This window comes from Thalassospira profundimaris WP0211 (assembly GCF_000300275.1).
Lineage (GTDB): Bacteria > Pseudomonadota > Alphaproteobacteria > Rhodospirillales > Thalassospiraceae > Thalassospira > Thalassospira profundimaris.
Map to the genome: position 1 here is coordinate 1 of NZ_AMRN01000015.1, position 18,612 is coordinate 18,612.

Below are 18,612 nucleotides of genomic sequence, written 5' to 3' on the forward strand. Positions count from 1 at the left end.
TAGGTCACCGCCGGGCCTTCCAAATACAGCATCATATTCCCTATCAACACACACCAAACATCCAACGCCGCTTCAAACTTGAGCGGCGTTATCTGTTTAAAAACAGATATATCACCCTGACGCGGGGTGGAGCAGCCCGGTAGCTCGTCAGGCTCATAACCTGAAGGTCGCAGGTTCAAATCCTGCCCCCGCAACCACTTTTGTTATAACTCGCTCGAAATCCAAATCTGACCGAGGCCCCGCAAGCTTAACCGCTTGTGGGGTCTTTGTTTTTTTGATTGATCATCACTCAGCGTGCTTCACATTATTGAGGAACCGCACCCAGTGCTCCGGCAGGTCATGAGCACGGGCCCCTTCGCGAAGCAGGGTGATGTAGCGCAGGGACGGATTACCATCCGTTTCCTTCCCCTCTGCGATATAGGTGACGCAGCGCATGCGGTTTCCTTCCCTGTCCTCCGCCTCGGCCCAGAGTTGACGGTAGCGCGGGCCGGGGACCCCTTCGGTGCTGTCCAGCCAGATCAGGTCGCGCCGGGTGATCCGGTAGAGCACGCCCCAGACCTCGCCGCCGGGGCACGGCTCGATATTCGCGGGCGCGGCCTTCCCCTTCGGACGCCCCTCGAGGTTGAAGCGCAGGCGATAGTCCCTGATCCGTCCGGGCCGCCACTCGAGAGGCCGCATGCGGCGGCGCTCGCGAAACGCGCTGTCGTGCATGTTGGCGCCGAAGGCGAAGTACCACACCTGATCCGCGGGCTGTCCCTCTACGCGGAGGCCGGAGCGGCGATACCAGAGCTTGGACAGCCACCACGACCGGGCGATGCCGCGTCGGAGCGCGCGTTTCAGGATCAAGAACATGGCGCCACCATTTCCTCTTCGATATGGCGCAGGCGCTGGACGGCGATGACCTGGCCGACGGCGGCCACGGCGCCCGCCACGAAGACCGCAGACAGACCGAGCGCCTCGACCACTGCCGCACCGATGATCGGCGACAGCGCCGCCGGCGCAACGAGCGCATTGAAGTAGCCGCTGTAGGCGGGCCGTCGGTCGTCCGGCGAGATCTCCCAGAGATATCCCAGATGGGCAATGTTGCCGCCGTTGTTCACTGCGCCCAGGACCAGAAAGATCGCCGCGAAGGCGGGAAGGGCGGCGGTTCCGCCCGGAGGCACGACGCCCATCCAGAGGACCGTGAGCAACGGCGCCGCGATCGCGAGCGCTGCCGTGACGCCGAGCAGTCGCCGCTTGCCGAGCCGGTCGCCCCACCAGCCCCAGAGCGGGTTGGACAGGAGCGCACCTGCCGTCTGCGCGCCGAGCAGCATCGCGACCTCCGCCGCAGTGACACCGGCCTGCGTCGCCGCCACCACGTAGAAGGGCAGCGCCATCATGACGGTGCCGTCGAGCCAGCGCACGCCCACGAAAAGGCGAAAGCGCCGATCCTGCCGGAACACGTCCAACCCCTCCCGGAGGAACTGCCCGAAGCCGGTCGCTTGCTTCGGCTCAGGCGCCAATGGCTCGCCGGCGGAGACGAAGGAGATCGCCGAGACCAGCAGCAGCCCGGCCCCGGTCAGCAGAACCACCGCGTGTCCGGCGGGGAACGCCAGCGCGTCGATCGCCCGCCCGGCGACGGCGGCGACGCCGAGGGCCAGCAGCCCGCCCGCGAAGAACCGCAGGGCCAGGAGACGGCTGCGCCGGGCCGATGGAATGGAGCGAGCGACGATGTCGTTGTAGGGGACCGCGAGGATGCCCCCGACGAAGGCATAGAGCGTCCACAATGTGAAGAACCCGATAACCAGCGAAGACGCTGGCGTGGGACCGGCCATGAGAACGATGCCGCCAACGCCGATCAGGCAGGCGACCCGGCCGAACGCGCCCAGGGCGTAGAACGGCATGCGCCGTCGCCGGGCTTGAGCGAACCAGGCGACGAACAACTGCGGGAATAGCCAGCCGTAGCGGGTGATCGCCGCTGTCGCGCCGACCGCGACGGAGCTGCCGGTGAGACCGTGGACGAGGCTTGCCATGATCGTTCCGGTATCGACCGCGGCGGCGCCGCCCTGGAAGAAGGCACCGGCGGTGGCGATGCGCGTGAAGCGGCTGGATCGTTCACGGGCTACCATCGGCCGCGACCTTCCGCCGGCCGAGATCGCCGAGACCGACCCCGTGGGCCCAGAGCCCCCAGCCGCCGAAGAGGGCAACGGCCAGCATGTTCGCCGCCATGACTACGGTGACCATGGCAAGAGCGGTGGCGTCCCCGACCCCGAAGAGGCCGAGCGAGAACACGGCGCCAACGACGAAGCCGGCGGGTACCCTGGCCATATGCGCAAGAATGACGATGAAACCGAGGATCGCCAGCAAGGCGAGATAGACGAGCGGCTCCAGCACCACGCCGAAGGCGAGGCCCGCCCAGAAAAGATGCGAGGCCGCGATCAGCTTGATGACGATGCTGGCCATTACGATGGCGGCGCCCCGCCATCGCTCCCGCGGCCAGACGATCCCGTCGGCGAAGGCGAGCGCGAGCGACCGCGCGCGGACCGAGACTCGCTTCGGCAGGCGGTCGACAAGCACGAGCAGAATCCCGATGCCGGATGCCGACCGGCGCTTGTGGTGCACGAGCAGGACGAGTGCCACCACGATCGCCACCGCGCTGCCGCCGGCGCCCAGGAGGAGGCCGAGGCCGATATTGCCGTTCGGGTCGGGGATGACCGCGGCCGGCACGACGACAACGACGATGCCCGCGAACACCAGCCCGTCGACCAGGCGGTCGATGGCGACCGTGGCCAGCGCGCAGCTCACCGAAATCTTCTGTTTGCGGGCGACGAGCCACGACCGGACGAAGGGGCTGAGGCCGAGCGGCACGAGGAGGTTGGCGAGATAGCCGGCCATGGTCGCGCCGAACAGGTGCGATGTCCGGCAGTCGCAGACAGGCGTCAGGATCTGGCGCCACTTCCAGCCCCGGATGACCTGCTCCAGCGTGATCGCCAGGAAGGTGGCGAGCACGAACTCCGGCCGGGCGGATTGCAGCACCTCGGCGAACTGGCGCCAGTCGAGCCGCCAGGCGAGAAGGGCGATCAGGCCGAGACCGATCGCCGTGCCCAGCCAGTTGAGCCAACGGCGGCGCGGCCGCCGCGTCGCCACGGGGGTGGTTTCGTCCAGCTCGATCACGGCCGCGGCTCCACGCGATCCAGGAAAGCGACGTAGCTTTCGGGCATACCTCGCTCGTGTACGGCGGTACGGATCAGCTCCAGATAACCGCGCGAGGGGCGCCCTTCCGGAGCGGGATAGGGGACGCAATATGTGAGGGCGTGGACTGTCCGGCCATCCTGATCCTCGACGTCGACCCACAAATAGGCGTACTGCCGCCCCTCGCTCGCGTCGAGCCGGACGAACTTGCGGAACGGAAGCAGATAGAGCACGCCCCAGACGTGTTCGCCAGGCGCTTCCACGATATCGGCCGGAGCCGAGACGCCCGGCTTGCGTCCGCCCGGGGCGACCTGGTCGATCCCCTGGATAACCTCCACGAAACGGGCCGACGTGCGTGGACTTCGCCGCCCTGCGACGGCGAACCGCAGGCGGTAGCCGTCCAGCCGGGCGATCCGGGTCTCGATCGGCGTCATGTGACGACGCTCGCGGAACAGGCGCTCGTTCATGTTGGAGCCGAACGCGAAATACCACACCGGCCCGTCGAGATCGGCCGGCGGCATGCGGCCGCGGCGCAGATAAAGCCATCTCCGGAGGGCGGACCAGATCAACCGGTTCATGGCGAACCGGGGTCCCGGCCCTTTCTCTGTCGGGTTCCGCCGGCGTTCGCCTCACGACCAGCGCGCTTTCGGCCAGGGGCGGGATCCGCGTCGAGGCAGCCACAGCCGTCGCCGGAGCAGCGTCGGACACGCCCGGATCCATCCTTCGACAGCAGCGTCGTTAGCTTCGTCTGCAAGTCGCTCAACTGGTCGATGCGGCGGGTCACCGTCTCCAGGTGGCCGGTCAGGATCCGACGATAATCGGGGTGCCGGCTCGGGCAGGTCTCCTCGGCGATCTCGAGGAGGCGGCGTATCTCGTCCAGCCCCAAGTCGAGATGCCGGGCCTGCCGGACGAACCGGAGCCTGGCGAGTTCCGATTCCGTATAGAGGCGGTTGCCGCCCGTCCGGGCGTTGCCGTCGTGTCGGCGCGGCCGCGGGATCAGGCCGACTTCTTCATAATGGCGGATTGCCTTCACCGACAGGCCGGTAGCCTCGGCCGCCTCGCCGATCGAGTAGAGTCCGCCGGTCGAATGCTGTTCCATGTCCACTCGTATAAAACCTCCTGTGGGGGGAGGTTCAAGCGTCCAACCCTCAGACGGACCGCTTTTCCACCCTGTGCCCCAGTCTTGTGACGGCGGCCTCGATCGTGCCCGGGGAGGTGTCGGCGGCGTCGTAGGCGACCCGGATCGTCTTCGACTTCTCGTCCCCCTCGATACGACCGATCCCCGGCTCGAGCCGCAGGTTGGCTTCGATGGTCTCGATGCAGCCCTGGCAGTGAATGCTCGGCACCGAGAGCCTGAGCTCCGAACCATTGGTGTCAGGAGTATTCCGGCTTTCCTCGGGGGCCTGCCTGGGATGTTCCGGCACGTGATCTGTCCGCGCCTTGCCGCGCGTGAAGACCTGCCCGCCGAACGAGTTGGCGAGCACGAGGGTGACGCTGGCGGCCATGGCGGCCATGGCCCAGGAGGGATGCACGACCCCGGTGGCCGCGAGCGGCACGCCGACGCCGTTGAAGAAGAACGCGAGCCACAGGTTCTGCACCGTCTTGCGATAGCTCATGCCGCCGATCGTGATCGCCTCCGGCACGGCGCCGAGGCGTTCGCCGATCAGCACGACATCGGAGGACTCGATCGCGATGTCGGTGCCCGCGCCGATGGCGATGCCGACATGCGCCTGCATCAGCGCCGGCGCGTCGTTGATGCCGTCGCCGACCATGGCGACCTGCGCGCCTTGCTCCTGGAGCGCGCGGACCCGCGCTGCCTTGTCCTGCGGCACGATCTGGGCATGGACCTCTTCGATACCGACCTGACCGGCGACGGCCCTGGCGGTGCGTTCGTTGTCGCCGGTCAGCATGACCGGCGTGATGCCGCGCCCCTTGAGCTCCGCGATGGCATCCCTCGCGTCCGGCTTGACCGCGTCGGCGATCGCGAGCACCCCGGCGACCACCCCGTCGACCGCGACAAGCACGGCGGTGTGCGCCTGTGCCTCGTGCCGGTCGAGCATCTCTTCTGCCGGCGCGACGTCGACCCCGCTCGCGCGCAGGAAGCGGGTCGTGCCGACCAGGACCCGGCGCCCCGCGACGGTCGCCTCGACGCCCTGCCCGGCCGTTGCCTGGAAGTCGCGCGCTTGCGGTATCTCGAGCCCCTGTTCCACCGCGCCGTCGACGATGGCGCTGGCAAGCGGATGTTCCGAGGCCGACTCGGTGCCCGCAGCCAGGCGCAGGACCTCGTCCCGGCCGAAATCACCGACTGCCTCGGCGGCGACGAGCCGCGGCTTGCCCTCGGTGAGCGTGCCGGTCTTGTCGAGCACGACATGGGTTATGTCCTTGAGGATCTGAAACGCCTCGCCCGAGCGCATCAGGATGCCGCGCTCGGCCGCCATGCCGCCACCACGGATCAGCGCCAGCGGCGTCGCCATGCCCAGTGCGCAGGGATAGCCCATCACGAGCACCGTGACCGCGGCATAGATCGCCGTGACCCACTGCATGGCGCCGCCCCAGGCCAGCGGCGCAAAGCCCCAGAACAGGAGCGCCGCCGCCGATATCCCGAGCACCGCCGGGACGTAGTAGAGCAGCACCCGGTCGACCAGGACGATGATCCCCGGCTTCATCGCCTTCGCCTCTTCGACGTGGCGCGCGACCTGGCGCAGGAAGCTGTCCTCGCCGGTGCGGGTGACGCGGATGAGCAGCGTGCCGGTCTGGTTGACGCTGCCGCCGATCACCTCGTCGCCCTGCTTCTTTTCCTCGGGGATCGGCTCGCCCGTGACGATCGACTGGTCGACCGCCGACGTGCCGTCCTCCACCGTGCCGTCCACCGGGATGCGGTCGCCGGGGCGCACGCGGACGCGGTCGTCGATCGCGACCTCGTCGATCGCGACGTCCTCTTCCCGGCCGTCGCGAACAACCCGGGCCGTCGGTGGCTGCATCTCCAGGAGCCGGCGCACGCTCTCCGACGCCTTCGTGCGCACCACGAGCGAGACGTAGCCGGACAGCAAGTGATAGGTGGTCAGGAACACCACCACGCCGAAGAAGTCGACGGGCGGGAACCCGACGAAGCCGTACCAGCCGAGGAACGGTAGCGGGGCGCCGAGGAGGCCGCCGATATAGGCGCCGATGGCGCCGACCGAGAGCAGCACGTGCTGGTTGGTGATGCCGCGCCACGCGGCGCCCCACGCCATACGGATGATGCGCCGGCCGTTCCAGCCGAAGGTGTAAGTGGCGAACGCCCACGCCGTCCAGGCGTGCCAGTCCTGCATCTGCCAGAGGCCGAGCCACATGGCGGCCATCGCGCAGAACATGAGAAGGGCGAGGCTCGCCGCCGAGATCAGGTCGTTGCGCTCCTTGCGCTTGAGGTCGAGTTGCTCGTCGAAGCCGCCGACCTTGCGCGGGTCGCGCACGATGAAGCCGAGGGCGCGCAACGTGTCCTTGATCCGCGTCTCGTCGGTCTCGTCCGACCGGAACCGCACCAGGGCCTCCTCGTGGGCGAGGGAGACATGCACCTCCTCGATGCCCTTCTCGCGGCGGAGTCCGCGCTCGATCGCGTTCGTGCAGAACGAGCAGCTCATGCCCCCGATCTTGAGTTGCAGGCTCTCGATGCCCCGGTCCCGTGCCTGTTGCGCGATGGCTTCGGCCATGTCCTTCTCCTATCTGTCGAGGCTCTCGAGCCGGTTCGCGGGCAGGAACGTGTCGGCCTGTCCCTCGTGCGGCATCACCAGCATGTTGGCGAGGAACATCGCGTCTGCCGTGCGAAAGCGGCGATCGGAGACGCGCCACGTCCCGTTCTCGTGTACGACCTCGCCGGCGAAGACCGGTGCGAGGCCGGCTTTCTCCGGTGTCGGCAGCGCCGGATGCGCGAAGGCCGTATCGGGCCAGCCCTCGCGGTAGCGGGCCGGGACCAGCGGCAGCGGGCTCGCGAGCTGCAGTCTCGCATCGACCAGAACCGTTTCGAGAAACCCCGGATAAAGGCGGTTTGCTTCCTTCGCGAGATCGCCCGAGCCGTGCCAGCGCATCGCATTCAGCGCTGCCACGACGGCGGCCGTGATGGACGGCGTATAGCTGACGGGCTCGTCCGTGCGGAACGCGCCGAGCCGGTCGTCCCACTTCGGAAGCAGCCCGGTCTCGAATGCGGTGGCCGCTGCCTTCGCGAACCCGTCATCCCGCAGCAGCCGGCCGGCCTCGACGAGGCCGTAGACGGCAAGCGCGGCATCGCTCAGCGAGACATTCCGTACCTGCGTCAGCGCGTTGGCGTGGCGACGTGCCAGCGTCAGGGCTTTTTCGCGGCGTTGCGCGTCGTTCGTGGCGAGCGCGTAGCGGCCCAGCGCCTCGATCGCCAGGGCTTGGTCCCGGGGGGTGTTGGGCGGCAACTGCTCGACGGCCGCGAGGGCGCGGTCCGACAGCTCGCGATAATCGCCGGCGTCGACGAGCTCGCGCCAGGCCGTGTGCCAGTAGTCCTCGCGCTCGCTCGTCGCGGCGAGGATCAGGTTGGACACACCCCACAACACCACGGCCTGGTCGTGGGCGCGGGGTTCGGCGAAGGTGCCGTCCGAAGAACGGGCCGCGAACAGGCCCGGGCCGGTGAGAAGCCGCTCCGCCAGGACCTCGGCCTGCGCCCGGGCTTGCGGCAGCATCATCAGCGCGACGCGCCTGTCCGCCTTGTCGTCATGGAAGTTGAGGTGGAACGCCGGGCTGGTGATCTTGATCAGCGCCCAGGCCTGGGCGGCCGGCTCCAGCGTCCGGTCGAAGCTCGCGGGACCCCACCGCAATGTCTGCAAATCCGAGAAGTCGGGCGTCTGTTTCAGCGCCGGGCTTCCGGCGGCATAAACGGCCCCGACGGTGGCCATGTCGGGCATCGGGGGCCGGGCAATGTAACCTGCATGCTTCAGGATGTCGTCGGCCGTCGACATGGAGATCGAGAGCGGCTCTCCCAGGCCGCTGAACATCACCGCGTTGGCGAGGGTCGCGCGCGCCGCCCAATGGGCCGCGATGTCGACGGTATCCGGTCCGTAATGGACGTCGTCGGCGGCTCTGATGGAGGGAGCGCCCGCGGTCGAGGCGATCACCACGCCGGCGGCGACCGCGACTGTGGCGCGGAAAGCGCGCGTGCATGCCATCATGTCCAGTCCTCCAGGTTCACGAACAACCCGAACCAGATCGACCACGCGCCGAGGACGATCAGCACCAAGCCGGTCCAGACGGGGATGCGGCGCGACAGGCCGGCGAGCCAGTCGAGCGCCCGGCGCGCCGGCTGAAACGCGGCGGCCAGCACCAGCGGCAGCGACAGCGCCAGGCCGAACAGTCCGAGCGAGACGAAGCCATTGGTGATTGGCCGCCCGGCCGCGCCGCCCCCCGCCGCGGCGCCGAACAGCGCAAAGATGAGCGGTGCCGCGCAGGCCGGGATGTTGAGTCCGAACAGCAGGCCGAGGGTCGCGGAGCCTCTGCCGCCCGAGAGGGCGGAGAGACGCGGTCCGATCGTCCGCATCAGGAACCCGGCCTTTCCCGCCAAGTAGAACAGGCCGATCGCGGTATAGATCGTGCCAAGCACGATCCAGGCGGCTTTCTGGAAACCGAGGAAGGCCGTGCCGATCCCGGCCGCTGCTGCCCCGAGCAAACCGATGAAGACGCCGCGCGTCAGCGCGAAGACCGTGAGCTGCGACAGCTTGGCAAGCCTGTCCTTGCCCTCCAGGTACTTGACGAAAACGAGGCTCGAGCCGATCGAGCACGGCTCGACGAAGCCGAGCAGCCCGAGCCCAATCGGCAGCAGCACCAGGTTCAGAAGCTCGAACTCCGTCACGCCGTCATCTCGACCACATTGAAACCGCCCGTCTCGATGACCTCGCGAAGCCGAGCCTCGCTCACCGAATGGGGGTTGAAGCGGACAGCCGCCGCTCCTTCCGCGAAGGAAACGCGCGCCTCGCGGACCCCCGGCTCCTTGCCCAGAAGTGTCCGGATGCGATCGGCGCAGCCGTCGCAGTGCATGCCATCGATCCTGAAGGTCGTCGTGTTCATGGAGGTTTTCCTTTTTACGTCAGGTCCGCCAGGAGGAATTCCAGCGGCGGCACCGCGCCGGTGGCCGCCGCGCCCTCGTAGAGGAAGTAGAGGGCCGCCAACAGGAGCAGCACGCCGCCGGCGCGCTCGATGCGGGGCGCCCAGAATGCCGCGCGATGCAGGCGCATCGCTGCCCCGGTCGCCGCCCCGGCGATCAGCAGCGGCACGCCGCGCGCGATGCCGAAGGTGAAGAGCAGCGCCGCGCCGACCCAGGCCTCGCCGGTTGCTGCTGCGGCGCCGAGGACGGGAAGCACCATCGGCGTGCAGGCGGGGCAGGTGGAGAGCCCGAAGGGGATGCCCAGCGCGTAGGCGCCGCCGAACGAACTCACCTCGCGCGGCCGTGCCTGTAGCCGCAGCCACGGCACATGGATGACTCTCAGGAGCGCGAGGCCCATGGCCACCAGCAGGCCCGCAAGCACGAGGTTCGTGATCGCCAGGGAGCCGGCGAGCACGCGGATGACGGCGTCGCCGACGAATCCGAACAGCCCGCCGATGGCGGCATCCACCGTGGCGATGCCGAGCACGAACCCGCCGGCGAACAGGAGCCCCCGACGCGCCGTCGGTGCGGTCTCCCCGGTTCCACGCCCGGCGACCGAGCCGACGACCACCGAGGCCAGCGGCACCGAGCTCGGGGCCAAGCCCATGAGCAGGCCGGCGGCCGCCACCAGCGCGAAGGCCGCGAGGGAGATCGCCGGAAGCGCCTGAAACTGCGCAAGGAGCTCCGTCATCCTGATCTTGGCTTTGTATCAACGGCTTCCGTGGCCCCGACGTCCGCCTTTTGGTGACCTTCCAGCGCCTCCATGATCGAGCAGCAGCCGAGCTCGCCGTGGCCGGGACAAGACGCGATCAGTGCCTCCAAGGCCTGTCCGATGCGCTGGAGCTGGCGCATCTTCTCGTTCACGTCGTCGAGCTTCGCCGTAGCCCGGGCCCGGACGTCGGCCGCATCCGCCTCGGGATCGGCGCGCAGCTCCAGGAGCTCCCGGACCTCGCGCAACGAGAAGCCCAGCTCTTGCGCCTGCCGGATGAAGCGGATGCGTTCGATGGTCTCGTCGGGATAGCTCCGAAAGCCTGAGGCGGCGGGCTTCGGGGGCTGCTCGATCAGGCCCTTGCGCTCGTAGAAGCGGACCGTCTCGACGCCAACGCCGGCCGCCTGCGCGGCCCTGCTGATGGTCATGCCAATCATGTCTCTCACCTCGATCGCTCATTGAAGCCTACGCTCCGTACCACGGTACAGAGTCAAGGGATCGGAGTCGTGCCGGGAAAGGAGAGACGGTGGTTATTCCGTCGGGAAGCCGGTCAGGAACGCTACATCGACCTGGGAAGCGCTTCCAGCGCCGTGGAAGGCTTTGCGCCTGTCTCAGACCATGACGAGCGCGGCGTCAGATCAGAGAGCCGATATCCGAGCCTGCCGACGGATAGGCGCTGACCAGGCCCTTGAGGTCTTCCGCCTTTAGCCCGGTGCGCATGGCGAGGCCGAAGAGGTTGATGGTCTCGCTCGCTTCCGGCCCGAGGATGTGCGCGCCAAGGATCCGTCCCGATCCGTGCTCGACCAGCACTTTCGCCGCGGCGTGGGTTTCTCCGACGCGACGGACGGAGAACCAGCCCCGCATGTCTGAGAATTTGCATTCGAATTCGAGGCCCTGCGCCGTTGCGTCGGCTTCGCTCAGACCGACACGCACCAATTCGGGAACGGTGAACACGGCGCTCGGCACGCCGGTGTAGTCGGGCGTGGCGTGGTTTCCTTCCAACAGGTTCGCCGCCACCGCCTTGGCCTCCAGGCTGGCGACCGGCGTGAGCGGCGGCCCCGCTGTCGCCGCGGCGTCGCCGGCGGCATAGACCGCCGGGTTCGTGAGGCTCTGCAGATACTCGTTGACCTCGACGCCCGTACCGTCCGCCTTGACGTTCGCCTTGTCGGGCTCCAGCGCGCTGATCGCCGCGGCCCGGCCGGCGCCGTGCACGACGAGGTCCGCCTCGAACCGCTCTTCGGCGCCGTCGATCCTGGCAATGACGCCAAGCCCGCCGTTCGCCTGCTCGATCGCCGTCACTTCGGCCTTGGCGCGGAAGGTGATGCCGAGGGCCCGCGTGCGGTCGACCAGCATGTCGACGAGGTCGGGATCGAACGCCTTGAGCGGCCGTTCGCCCCGGTCGACCATGACCACCTCGGCACCGGCGCGTGCGGCGATATGGGCGAACTCGAAGGAAACGTACCCGCCGCCGATCAGAAGCACACGTTTCGGCAGCGCCTCCAGCTCCAGAAAGTCGTCGCTGGTGATGACGTGCTCGGCACCGGGCATGGAGAGCGGCACCGGCTTCGCCCCGCTTGTGATCACGATGTATCGGGCTTCGAGCCGGTCCTCGCCGACGGAAATCGTGTTTTCGCCAATAAACTGCGCTGTACCCTTGAAGGTGGCGATGCCTTTGTCCGCGAAGGCCTTTTCCCGCGCATTGGGGACCGGATCGGTGAAGCTCCGCTTGAAGGCCATGAGGGCGGGCCAATCTACGGTGGGGGCGGGACCAGTGATTCCGTGTCCGTTCATGAGTCGCGCGGCATCCACCACCTCGGCCGTGCGTCGCAGCACCTTCTTAGGATCGCAGCCGCGCAACGCGCAGGTCCCGCCAAAGGGGCGTTCGTCGACAATGGCCACCGACCAGCCAGCATTGCGACAGCGGCTCGCTACGCCGCTTGCGGCGGTGCCGGTGCCGATTACCACCAGGTCGAAACGTTGGGTCATCCTATTCTCGTCCTGAGTCGAAAACGGGGCGCGTAGCGGCAGGTTCCTGTCGCCTCATATAGGATGCCTCATCCGGGATGGCGCGTCTTCGTCCGCTCCTGTCGGCGTCCGAGCATGAGCGCCACGATGGCCGCAACGATCAGGCCGGCAACGAGCCACCCTCCGGCACCGTCGATCAGCCAGGCGCCAAACCCTCCCAGGACACCGGTGGCGGCGAGAACCAGCGCGACGCAGCAGAGCACCTTCGCACCGAGCAACGCCAGGACCTTGTCGCCGGTCTCCATGGCCCCCGTTACCCCGCGCAGCAGGAAAGCCTGGCCACGTCGCGCGTGAACGTCTGGGCGGCGAGCTTCAGGCCCTCGACCGTTGTGAGATAGGGGAAGATCGTCTCCGCAAGCTCGGCGACCGTGAGTCCGTGCTTGATGGCGAGAACGGCCGTCTGGATGCTGTCGGCGCCTTCGGGCGCGAGAATGTGCGCGCCGAGCAGCCGGTCCGTCTCCTCCTCCGCCACGAGCTTGATCAGGCCGCGCGTGTCGCGCGCTGCCAACGCGCGAGGCACCTGGTCGAGCGACAGGAGAGAGGTCTTGACCCGGTGGCCGGCCTGGCCCGCCGCGGCCTCGGTCAGGCCGACGCTGGCGACCTGGGGATCGGTGAACACGACCGCCGGCATCGCCGCGTTGTCGTAGCGCCGGCTGTCGCCGTTGAGCGCGTTCTCCGCCGCGAGCCGGGCAGCATAGGCGGCCATGTAGACGAACTGGTCGCGGCCAGTGACGTCGCCGGCGGCGTAGATGCCGGCCTTCGTCGTGCGCAGGCGTTCGTCGACCTCGATGCCGCCGTTCGGTAACAGGACAACGCCTGCCTCGGCGAGGCCCATCTCCTCCGTGTTCGGTCGTCGGCCGCTGGCGATCAGGACCCGCTCTGCCTCGAGGCGTACGTCGTTGCCCTCCGCGAGCGCGTTCAGGATCACGCCGTCTTCCGTCTCACGGATCTGGCGGTATTTGAGCCCGCTTCGCACGCGGATGCCTTCATCCTCGAAGTACCCGGTGAGGGCGGTGCCGACCTCCGGCTCGGCCGCCGGCAGCAGGCCGCGGCGGCAGGCGATCGTCACCTCGACGCCGGCGCGCGCGAAGAGCTGTGCCAGCTCGCAGCCGATATAACCGCCGCCGATGATGAGCAGCGATCGCGGCAGCTCTGCGATCTCGAGCACCGTGGTGCTGGTGAGATAGGACACCTCCTCGATGCCGGGGATCGACGGCAGGGCAGGGCGGGCCCCAGTGGTGATCACCACCTTGCCGGCCCGCAGCGGCTCTCCCTCGACCAGGACGCCGTCAGTGGCGAGCCGCGCCCGTCCTTCGACGTAGGTGATCCCTTCGTACGCCGCGAGCAGGTCCTTGTACTTCGCCTGACGCAGCGCGCCCACCAGCTCGTCCTTCTGCGAGACGGTAGCGGACCAGTCGGTAAGCCCGACGCGGGCCTCGATGCCGGCGAATCGTTCAGCCGCGCGGCCTTGGTGCAGTGTCTCGGCTGCCCGGATCAGCGTCTTGGAGGGCACGCAGCCGACGTTCACGCAGGTTCCGCCGATCGTGCCATGGCCGATGAGCGCCACCCGTGCGCCCAGCTCGGCGGCCGTGATCGCGGCCGAGAAGCCGGCCGAGCCCGCTCCGATCACGGCGAGATCATAGGTGCGGCGGAGTCCGGTCTGGCCGGTGGTGCAGCAGTCGTCGGTCATCAGGGTCATGTCGAATGCTCCGGGTTCGATGTTGCGGCGGCCGCGGCTTTCACGCGGCAGCGGCGCAGATACAGGCCGTAGGCGGTAATTCCTAGGAAAAGCGCGAGCGCGGGCAGCAGCACGTAGTCGATCCATCCGAGCCAGGCCGCGAGCCCGGCGGCGCCGAGTACCACGACGAGCACCGGCGTGAAGCAGCAGATCGCCGCGACGACGGAGCCGACAACTCCCGTGGCGAGAACCTTGCGATCGTCCAGCGCCATCACTCTATTCCACGAGCGCGGAAGGAAAGCCGACGCCGGCGGTCGCCTTCGTCAGCGCGGCAACGTCCGTTCTCGAGTCGTCGAAGGTTACGACGGCCCGCTTGTCCGCGTACGAGACCTCGACCCGCTCGACGCCCGGCACGCGGGATAGCGACTGTTTCACGATGTAGGGGCAGCTCGCGCACGTCATGCCGTCGACGGCGAGTGTCACCGTCCGTTGGGCGGCGATGGCCGCGGTACCGACAAAGAGGCTTGTAAGGACCAAGGCAGCGAAAAGCGCGCGAATCATCCGTCGAACCTCCTTCCATTCAAACGCCAAGCAGTGTCGGTGCGACGTAGGGAAAAGCGATCGCGGCGGCGACCAGTGCCGTCGCGACCCAAAGGGCGGCCTTGACGGTGCGGCCCGGGAGGGCGCGCGCACACGCCGCGCCTTCGGCACAGGCTTTCCGCGGTTTCCAGTAGACGGCGTAGAAACCGTACCCGAGGAAGCCAAGGGTGACGGCGACGAAGATCGGCTGATAGGGCGCCAGCGCCGTCAGGTTGCCGATCCAGGCGCCGCCGGCGCCGAGGCTGAACAGCACCAGCGGCAGAATGCAGCAGGACGACGCACCGACAGCACCGAGAATGCCGCCGGCAGCCGCCCAGCCGGTGCGCCGTTGAGCGCCTTCCGTTTCCTGCCCGATTTCCATTGCGCCGGCCGCCGTTTCGTCCGCTCGAGCCATTGGCTTGGTCCTCACCAGTTCGGTCTTGCCATGTTAAGATAGGAGCTGTAGTCGCTACAGGTTCAAGGGAGAAAATGGTGAGACAGGACAATGAGATGACGACCGCCAGTTATGGAATCGGAACGATCTCGAAACATACCGGGGTCAACATCGAGACGATCCGCTACTACGAGCGGATCGGCATCATGCCCAAGCCGCCGCGCACCGCCGGCGGACAGCGGATTTATGAAACCGCGCATCTCAAGCGGCTCGCCTTCATCCGCCGGAGCCGAGAACTGGGCTTCTCGCTCGACGAGATCCGCGCACTGCTGCGGCTCGTTGATGGTGGCGACTACAGCTGTGGAGAGGTACAGGAGATGACGCTGGCCCACATCGCCGACATCCGCCGCAAGATTGCCGATCTCAGGCGCATGGAGCGCGTGCTCAAGGACATGGCGGCGAAGTGCGATGGCGGCGACGTACCGGAATGTCCGATCGTGGATGCGTTGTCCGCATGAGAAGGTTCTTGTCCACCGTGGCACCGATTAGAGCGGTGTCCTTCATCCTACGGAGGATGGCTTGCTGCCATCATACGGCCACGACTAGCGAGTTTGGCTGCCGGTGGCTTCCTGCCCCTGCAACCAAATTAAGCCCGCTAGTACAGCACGCTAGCGAGCTTTTCGACTCTCAAGCTATAGTCCGGAAATGCGATCGGGTACCATATGGGAACCACTAAAAATCAAGCTGTAGCCATACTCGGAGGAGGAGTGTTCGGTATTTCTGGAACTTTTGCTCATGGCGCGATGGCGCCATAGGTGTTGATGTCGCCTACGCATGGCAAGGTTGTGTTCTGTAAAATCGGGCCGACTAATGCGGCTTGGCGAGGTTGCACAAGCAAGTCACGTTGGGATTCACGCTGACATACCGCCAGAACTGCTATTGCGACGCGGGGTTCCTCGCTTATCCAAGCTTTAATAAGCGCTTCAGAGCTAGTCGGTAGCGCGCCGGAGCAGTCTTCCAGGCAAGAGGAAGCAGGGTTATGAGCCCAAGGGCGAGCACCGTTAACCCGGCACGCCGCCAGTCACCGGAGGCGAGCTCATCTCCGAAATGCGCGAGCAGGAAGCTCGCCGGGATGATACCGAACAGGGTCGCAACGGCAAAGCGCCAAGTCCTGAGCGGCGTCAGACCGGCGGCGTAGCTGATGATGTCGAAGGACAGGAACGGCATGAGCCGTGTCGCGAACACGACCGCCATGAGGGCGTTCTGGGACGTGATGAAGCGGTGCAGGACACCCATCGACAGCCGCGTGCCGAGCCATGCCTTGAGTGCGTCGTATCCGAAGAGGCGCGCGACGCCAAAAGCGGTTAGGGCGCCGATCTCGGAGCCAATGGCAACGTAGAACGCGCCCCAGTAATGGCCGTAGGCCGCGCCGGAGGCGAGCGCGATCGGCGCGCTTGGAATCGGGCTCATGACAATGGCGACGGTCATCAGGCCGATGATCAAAAAGGGGCCGAGCGGGCCGAATTGCATCACAGCCTGCTCAAGCGCTGCGCCGTCGCGCAGGCGGTCCAGTATGCCGATGCGCCATAACACAAGGACGGTCGCGAGGAAGACGGCCAACACCGCCAGACCGGCGATGATGCGAGGCCAGGGTGGATTGGGTCGTGTGTCCTGCCCTTCGTTCACATTGGTCCTTTGGTGATTTCGCTCAGGGGACGGTGCACGTCGAACAGCTTGGCGTTGAGGTTTTCAATGGCGGGCGCCAGCCCGTCCATCGCCTCGGCCACGTCCTGGCCGAAGGGACCGTTACAGACGAAGTCGAACTGCACCAGCATTACAGAACCGTCCCTTTCTCTCCTTGGGGGCGGCTGCCGCATACAGGATGCTTCCAGACGTTAGCGGTCTTCGTCCATCTCCATCATCATGCGCTGCTGTTCGAGCATCTGTTGCATCATCTGCTGCATCATGCCCTGCTGCTCTTGCATGCGCCCCATCATCTGCTGCATCCGTTCGGACATATCGTCCGACATGTCCCCGGACATGCCCATGCCCTGACTGCCGGATCCCTGATGGCCCGACATCCGGCCGCCCATCTGGCCCTGCATGGGCATGTTCCCCATCATGCCGTGCATCGCCTGCATCTTCTCGACCATCATCTGCATGTGCTGGCGCATGAGCTGCCGGCGCTCGGCAGGGTCTGTTGTCTCGCGGGCCTGCTGCATCATCTCCTGCATGCGCTCGAAGGACGGTCCGCCTTGCATCTGCTGCTGCATCTGCTGGGATTGGCCTTGCTGTGGCTTTGCTCCATGCTGGGCCGACAACGCACCTGCCGCGGTGAGGACGGTGAGGCCCGCGGCTATGGCGAGAGCTTTCAAACCCGGCAAACGCATCGTGCTGGAAGGTATCATCGTTCTTGAATCTGTCATCTCCGGTCTCCTTGGTTGGGATGAAAGACGCTGTAGGGGTGGAGACGGCGCAACCGGTGCTGCGTCGGACATCGGATCGCTATGGTGACCCGAAGGCACAACCACCTGGACTTACAGACGGAACGACTTGCCCGCCGTTACAGCTTCAGCCCACCTGCCGGCCCCGTGCACAATCCGGCCCCGTGCACAATCCGGCCCCGTGCACAATCCGTCTCTTCACAGCGGCAGTCGAGGAAACCATGGATCGGGCAGATCAGGCACAAACAAATCCCCTGCTGCTGCTTTTCCAGTGCCTGCTTAGCCGTGATACAGCCGCACAGCGACATTCTTCAAGTCGGCGCCGAGGCGCTGCCGCACGATTCCGCGGATCTCCCAACAGCTCTACACGCGACATCAAGTCGGCGCATTCTGGCCTGAGCGTGGACAAGGACGCTGTGGAAACAGTTTCATATCCCGTCGCCGAATCCCGCGTCGGTCTCAGTCTAGAAGGCTTCGAGATCGTATGGGCTCATCACCTCGCGCGCACTTCAGCCTGAGTATGTCAGTAGGGGTTTGTTCTCTTTCATCGCTCCATCCTCTTGAGAGTTGAAGCCTTCGGCAAACCCGGCGCGGTTCAGCCCGCCGATAGAAGGGCAGTTGTAGAACTTTGTGATAGTTACAAGCTACAGCTCTTGCCGTCGCGCATTGATTCACAAGTGCAGTCGTCAAATCTACCTTCGGAGCAATCGGTGCAGAACGCTGCTAGAGAAACACGCAGTGCTTGGCGCGCCCGATGCAGGCGCACTCTCGCATTCGATGGTGTGATCCCAAGATCAGCTGCGGCTCGTTCACGCGGTTCATCCGACAGATCGATCCGTTCAAGAATCTCTGCATAGTCCGGGCGCAACCCCGGCACAAGCTTTCGAAGACAGCTGCAAACGCCTTTCTCGTTCGCTAGATCTACCTGGCCGTCGGCCAATACCATCTGGTCTTGCATGTAGCTGTCTTTTCGGCGCCGCCGTGCAGCCTCACTGCGGTAATGATCGGTCAGCACCGAGCGCAACACCGTATACAACCAGGCGACCACACTTTCGCTATTCCTAAGTACTGTCCCGCTGTTGATGACTCGCACGCAGAAAGTTTGAAGCACATCCTCCGCAGTGACCGAATCGCCGACCCGGCGCACGAGATAGCGACGAAATTCGTGATAATAGTCGGTGAGTGCCATTTCTATTTCCGGGGTCATCGGCCGTGACGTGTTGTCGAGCTCATCGGAAAGTGGGTCGGTTTTAATCGTCTTATGTGTTGCTACAGTCATGCTCAAAACCTCGGCCCGAGTTGGCAAGATCGGGCGATCTGGAAACATCTTCGGGCTGAGCGCCTTAGGTCAACGCACAAAAACACCCCACGCTAGCCTTGCGCTAAAACCCACCATAGGGGTCGAGTTTCGGGTTCATAATACGAGAATCGAGAGCAACGGCATTGATCTAAATCAAAGCCATAAAGAGTAACGGT

At 66.2% G+C, this 18,612-nt stretch carries 22 protein-coding genes and 1 tRNA gene; 2 read left to right on the forward strand and 21 right to left on the reverse strand.

Going from position 1 to position 18,612, the window contains the following annotated elements; translation table 11 throughout:
* The first annotated feature begins 120 nt into the window (after positions 1-120).
* Positions 121-197: transfer RNA gene (locus TH2_RS19840), tRNA-Met, on the forward strand.
* Between the two features lie 88 nt (positions 198-285).
* On the opposite strand, the gene TH2_RS19845 is transcribed toward TH2_RS19840, so the two are convergent.
* From TH2_RS19845 to TH2_RS19925, 17 genes are all read right to left on the reverse strand, one after another.
* The gene (locus TH2_RS19845) at positions 286-852 is read right to left on the reverse strand and encodes a gamma-glutamylcyclotransferase family protein (protein WP_008892240.1); all 567 of its coding nucleotides are present in this window, start codon (positions 850-852) and stop codon (positions 286-288) included.
* Complete coding sequence (locus tag TH2_RS19850; protein WP_008892241.1) at positions 843-2,108, reverse strand: MFS transporter; 1,266 nt, start codon at positions 2,106-2,108, stop codon at positions 843-845. The genes TH2_RS19845 and TH2_RS19850 overlap by 10 nt, the downstream gene beginning before the upstream one ends.
* The gene (locus tag TH2_RS19855; protein ID WP_008892242.1) at positions 2,095-3,153 is read right to left on the reverse strand and encodes a lysylphosphatidylglycerol synthase transmembrane domain-containing protein; all 1,059 of its coding nucleotides are present in this window, start codon (positions 3,151-3,153) and stop codon (positions 2,095-2,097) included. Before TH2_RS19855 ends, TH2_RS19850 begins: the two co-directional genes overlap by 14 nt.
* Positions 3,150-3,749, reverse strand: a complete 600-nt coding sequence (locus TH2_RS19860; protein ID WP_008892243.1) for a gamma-glutamylcyclotransferase — start codon at positions 3,747-3,749, stop codon at positions 3,150-3,152. Before TH2_RS19860 ends, TH2_RS19855 begins: the two co-directional genes overlap by 4 nt.
* A complete protein-coding gene (locus tag TH2_RS19865; protein WP_008892244.1) occupies positions 3,746-4,270 on the reverse strand; it encodes a MerR family transcriptional regulator in 525 nt (174 codons plus the stop codon). The genes TH2_RS19860 and TH2_RS19865 overlap by 4 nt, the downstream gene beginning before the upstream one ends.
* Before the next feature lie 49 nt (positions 4,271-4,319).
* Positions 4,320-6,860 carry a heavy metal translocating P-type ATPase gene (locus TH2_RS19870; protein ID WP_008892245.1) on the reverse strand — a complete coding sequence of 847 codons (2,541 nt, stop codon included), beginning with the start codon at positions 6,858-6,860 and terminating at the stop codon, positions 4,320-4,322.
* A gap of 9 nt (positions 6,861-6,869) precedes the next feature.
* The gene (locus TH2_RS19875; RefSeq protein ID WP_008892246.1) at positions 6,870-8,339 is read right to left on the reverse strand and encodes a hypothetical protein; all 1,470 of its coding nucleotides are present in this window, start codon (positions 8,337-8,339) and stop codon (positions 6,870-6,872) included.
* Positions 8,336-9,016, reverse strand: a complete 681-nt coding sequence (locus TH2_RS19880) for a cytochrome c biogenesis protein CcdA (RefSeq protein ID WP_008892247.1) — start codon at positions 9,014-9,016, stop codon at positions 8,336-8,338. The genes TH2_RS19875 and TH2_RS19880 overlap by 4 nt, the downstream gene beginning before the upstream one ends.
* Complete coding sequence (locus tag TH2_RS19885) at positions 9,013-9,231, reverse strand: heavy-metal-associated domain-containing protein (RefSeq protein ID WP_008892248.1); 219 nt, start codon at positions 9,229-9,231, stop codon at positions 9,013-9,015. The genes TH2_RS19880 and TH2_RS19885 overlap by 4 nt, the downstream gene beginning before the upstream one ends.
* A 14-nt stretch (positions 9,232-9,245) precedes the next feature.
* Positions 9,246-9,998 carry a cytochrome c biogenesis CcdA family protein gene (locus TH2_RS19890; RefSeq protein WP_008892249.1) on the reverse strand — a complete coding sequence of 251 codons (753 nt, stop codon included), beginning with the start codon at positions 9,996-9,998 and terminating at the stop codon, positions 9,246-9,248.
* Positions 9,995-10,453, reverse strand: coding sequence for a MerR family DNA-binding protein (locus TH2_RS19895; protein WP_008892250.1), 459 nt, complete (start codon positions 10,451-10,453; stop codon positions 9,995-9,997). Before TH2_RS19895 ends, TH2_RS19890 begins: the two co-directional genes overlap by 4 nt.
* 196 nt (positions 10,454-10,649) lie before the next feature.
* Positions 10,650-12,002 (reverse strand): dihydrolipoyl dehydrogenase family protein, encoded by a 1,353-nt coding sequence (locus TH2_RS19900; RefSeq protein WP_008892251.1) that lies wholly within the window; start codon positions 12,000-12,002, stop codon positions 10,650-10,652.
* A gap of 68 nt (positions 12,003-12,070) precedes the next feature.
* On the reverse strand, positions 12,071-12,286 hold the full coding sequence (locus TH2_RS19905) for a hypothetical protein (protein WP_008892252.1): 216 nt from the start codon (positions 12,284-12,286) through the stop codon (positions 12,071-12,073).
* 8 nt (positions 12,287-12,294) lie between these two features.
* The gene (merA, locus tag TH2_RS19910) at positions 12,295-13,740 is read right to left on the reverse strand and encodes a mercury(II) reductase (RefSeq protein ID WP_008892253.1); all 1,446 of its coding nucleotides are present in this window, start codon (positions 13,738-13,740) and stop codon (positions 12,295-12,297) included.
* The gene (merF, locus tag TH2_RS19915; RefSeq protein WP_008892254.1) at positions 13,737-13,991 is read right to left on the reverse strand and encodes a mercury resistance system transport protein MerF; all 255 of its coding nucleotides are present in this window, start codon (positions 13,989-13,991) and stop codon (positions 13,737-13,739) included. Before merF ends, merA begins: the two co-directional genes overlap by 4 nt.
* A 4-nt stretch (positions 13,992-13,995) precedes the next feature.
* Positions 13,996-14,280: a mercury resistance system periplasmic binding protein MerP gene (gene merP, locus TH2_RS19920; protein ID WP_008892255.1), complete on the reverse strand. Its 285-nt coding sequence runs from the start codon at positions 14,278-14,280 to the stop codon at positions 13,996-13,998.
* A 19-nt stretch (positions 14,281-14,299) separates the two neighbouring features.
* The gene (locus tag TH2_RS19925) at positions 14,300-14,713 is read right to left on the reverse strand and encodes a mercuric transporter MerT family protein (RefSeq protein WP_008892256.1); all 414 of its coding nucleotides are present in this window, start codon (positions 14,711-14,713) and stop codon (positions 14,300-14,302) included.
* Positions 14,714-14,808: 95 nt separating this feature from the next.
* Between TH2_RS19925 and TH2_RS19930 the strand changes: the two genes are divergently transcribed.
* Positions 14,809-15,210: a MerR family transcriptional regulator gene (locus TH2_RS19930; RefSeq protein ID WP_008892257.1), complete on the forward strand. Its 402-nt coding sequence runs from the start codon at positions 14,809-14,811 to the stop codon at positions 15,208-15,210.
* Positions 15,211-15,652: 442 nt separating this feature from the next.
* On the opposite strand, the gene TH2_RS19935 is transcribed toward TH2_RS19930, so the two are convergent.
* The 4 genes from TH2_RS19935 to TH2_RS19945 all read right to left on the reverse strand — a co-directional run bounded on the left by TH2_RS19935 (position 15,653) and on the right by TH2_RS19945 (position 18,415).
* Entirely contained in the window at positions 15,653-16,378 is a 726-nt protein-coding gene (locus TH2_RS19935; RefSeq protein ID WP_008892258.1) for a TVP38/TMEM64 family protein, read from the reverse strand.
* Positions 16,375-16,527 (reverse strand): hypothetical protein, encoded by a 153-nt coding sequence (locus TH2_RS21360; RefSeq protein WP_008892259.1) that lies wholly within the window; start codon positions 16,525-16,527, stop codon positions 16,375-16,377. Before TH2_RS21360 ends, TH2_RS19935 begins: the two co-directional genes overlap by 4 nt.
* A 60-nt stretch (positions 16,528-16,587) precedes the next feature.
* Positions 16,588-17,118: a hypothetical protein gene (locus TH2_RS19940; protein ID WP_008892260.1), complete on the reverse strand. Its 531-nt coding sequence runs from the start codon at positions 17,116-17,118 to the stop codon at positions 16,588-16,590.
* A 655-nt stretch (positions 17,119-17,773) separates the two neighbouring features.
* Entirely contained in the window at positions 17,774-18,415 is a 642-nt protein-coding gene (locus TH2_RS19945; RefSeq protein ID WP_051007684.1) for an RNA polymerase sigma factor, read from the reverse strand.
* Positions 18,416-18,612: the final 197 nt, after the last annotated feature.

Excerpts from the sequence above, each read along its gene's own strand:
- TH2_RS19845 (WP_008892240.1), bottom strand. The coding sequence starts at position 852 with ATGTTCTTGATCCTGAAACGCGCGCTCCGACGCGGCATCGCCCGGTCG.
- TH2_RS19850 (WP_008892241.1), bottom strand. The coding sequence starts at position 2,108 with ATGGTAGCCCGTGAACGATCCAGCCGCTTCACGCGCATCGCCACCGCC.
- TH2_RS19860 (WP_008892243.1), bottom strand. The coding sequence starts at position 3,749 with ATGAACCGGTTGATCTGGTCCGCCCTCCGGAGATGGCTTTATCTGCGC.
- TH2_RS19865 (WP_008892244.1), bottom strand. The coding sequence starts at position 4,270 with ATGGAACAGCATTCGACCGGCGGACTCTACTCGATCGGCGAGGCGGCC.
- TH2_RS19870 (WP_008892245.1), bottom strand. The coding sequence starts at position 6,860 with ATGGCCGAAGCCATCGCGCAACAGGCACGGGACCGGGGCATCGAGAGC.
- TH2_RS19875 (WP_008892246.1), bottom strand. The coding sequence starts at position 8,339 with ATGATGGCATGCACGCGCGCTTTCCGCGCCACAGTCGCGGTCGCCGCC.
- TH2_RS19885 (WP_008892248.1), bottom strand. The coding sequence starts at position 9,231 with ATGAACACGACGACCTTCAGGATCGATGGCATGCACTGCGACGGCTGC.
- TH2_RS19890 (WP_008892249.1), bottom strand. The coding sequence starts at position 9,998 with ATGACGGAGCTCCTTGCGCAGTTTCAGGCGCTTCCGGCGATCTCCCTC.
- TH2_RS19895 (WP_008892250.1), bottom strand. The coding sequence starts at position 10,453 with ATGATTGGCATGACCATCAGCAGGGCCGCGCAGGCGGCCGGCGTTGGC.
- TH2_RS19900 (WP_008892251.1), bottom strand. The coding sequence starts at position 12,002 with ATGACCCAACGTTTCGACCTGGTGGTAATCGGCACCGGCACCGCCGCA.
- TH2_RS19905 (WP_008892252.1), bottom strand. The coding sequence starts at position 12,286 with ATGGAGACCGGCGACAAGGTCCTGGCGTTGCTCGGTGCGAAGGTGCTC.
- merA (WP_008892253.1), bottom strand. The coding sequence starts at position 13,740 with ATGACCCTGATGACCGACGACTGCTGCACCACCGGCCAGACCGGACTC.
- merF (WP_008892254.1), bottom strand. The coding sequence starts at position 13,991 with ATGGCGCTGGACGATCGCAAGGTTCTCGCCACGGGAGTTGTCGGCTCC.
- merP (WP_008892255.1), bottom strand. The coding sequence starts at position 14,280 with ATGATTCGCGCGCTTTTCGCTGCCTTGGTCCTTACAAGCCTCTTTGTC.
- TH2_RS19925 (WP_008892256.1), bottom strand. The coding sequence starts at position 14,713 with ATGGCTCGAGCGGACGAAACGGCGGCCGGCGCAATGGAAATCGGGCAG.
- TH2_RS19930 (WP_008892257.1), top strand. The coding sequence starts at position 14,809 with ATGACGACCGCCAGTTATGGAATCGGAACGATCTCGAAACATACCGGG.
- TH2_RS21360 (WP_008892259.1), bottom strand. The coding sequence starts at position 16,527 with ATGCTGGTGCAGTTCGACTTCGTCTGTAACGGTCCCTTCGGCCAGGAC.
- TH2_RS19940 (WP_008892260.1), bottom strand. The coding sequence starts at position 17,118 with ATGACAGATTCAAGAACGATGATACCTTCCAGCACGATGCGTTTGCCG.
- TH2_RS19945 (WP_051007684.1), bottom strand. The coding sequence starts at position 18,415 with ATGACTGTAGCAACACATAAGACGATTAAAACCGACCCACTTTCCGAT.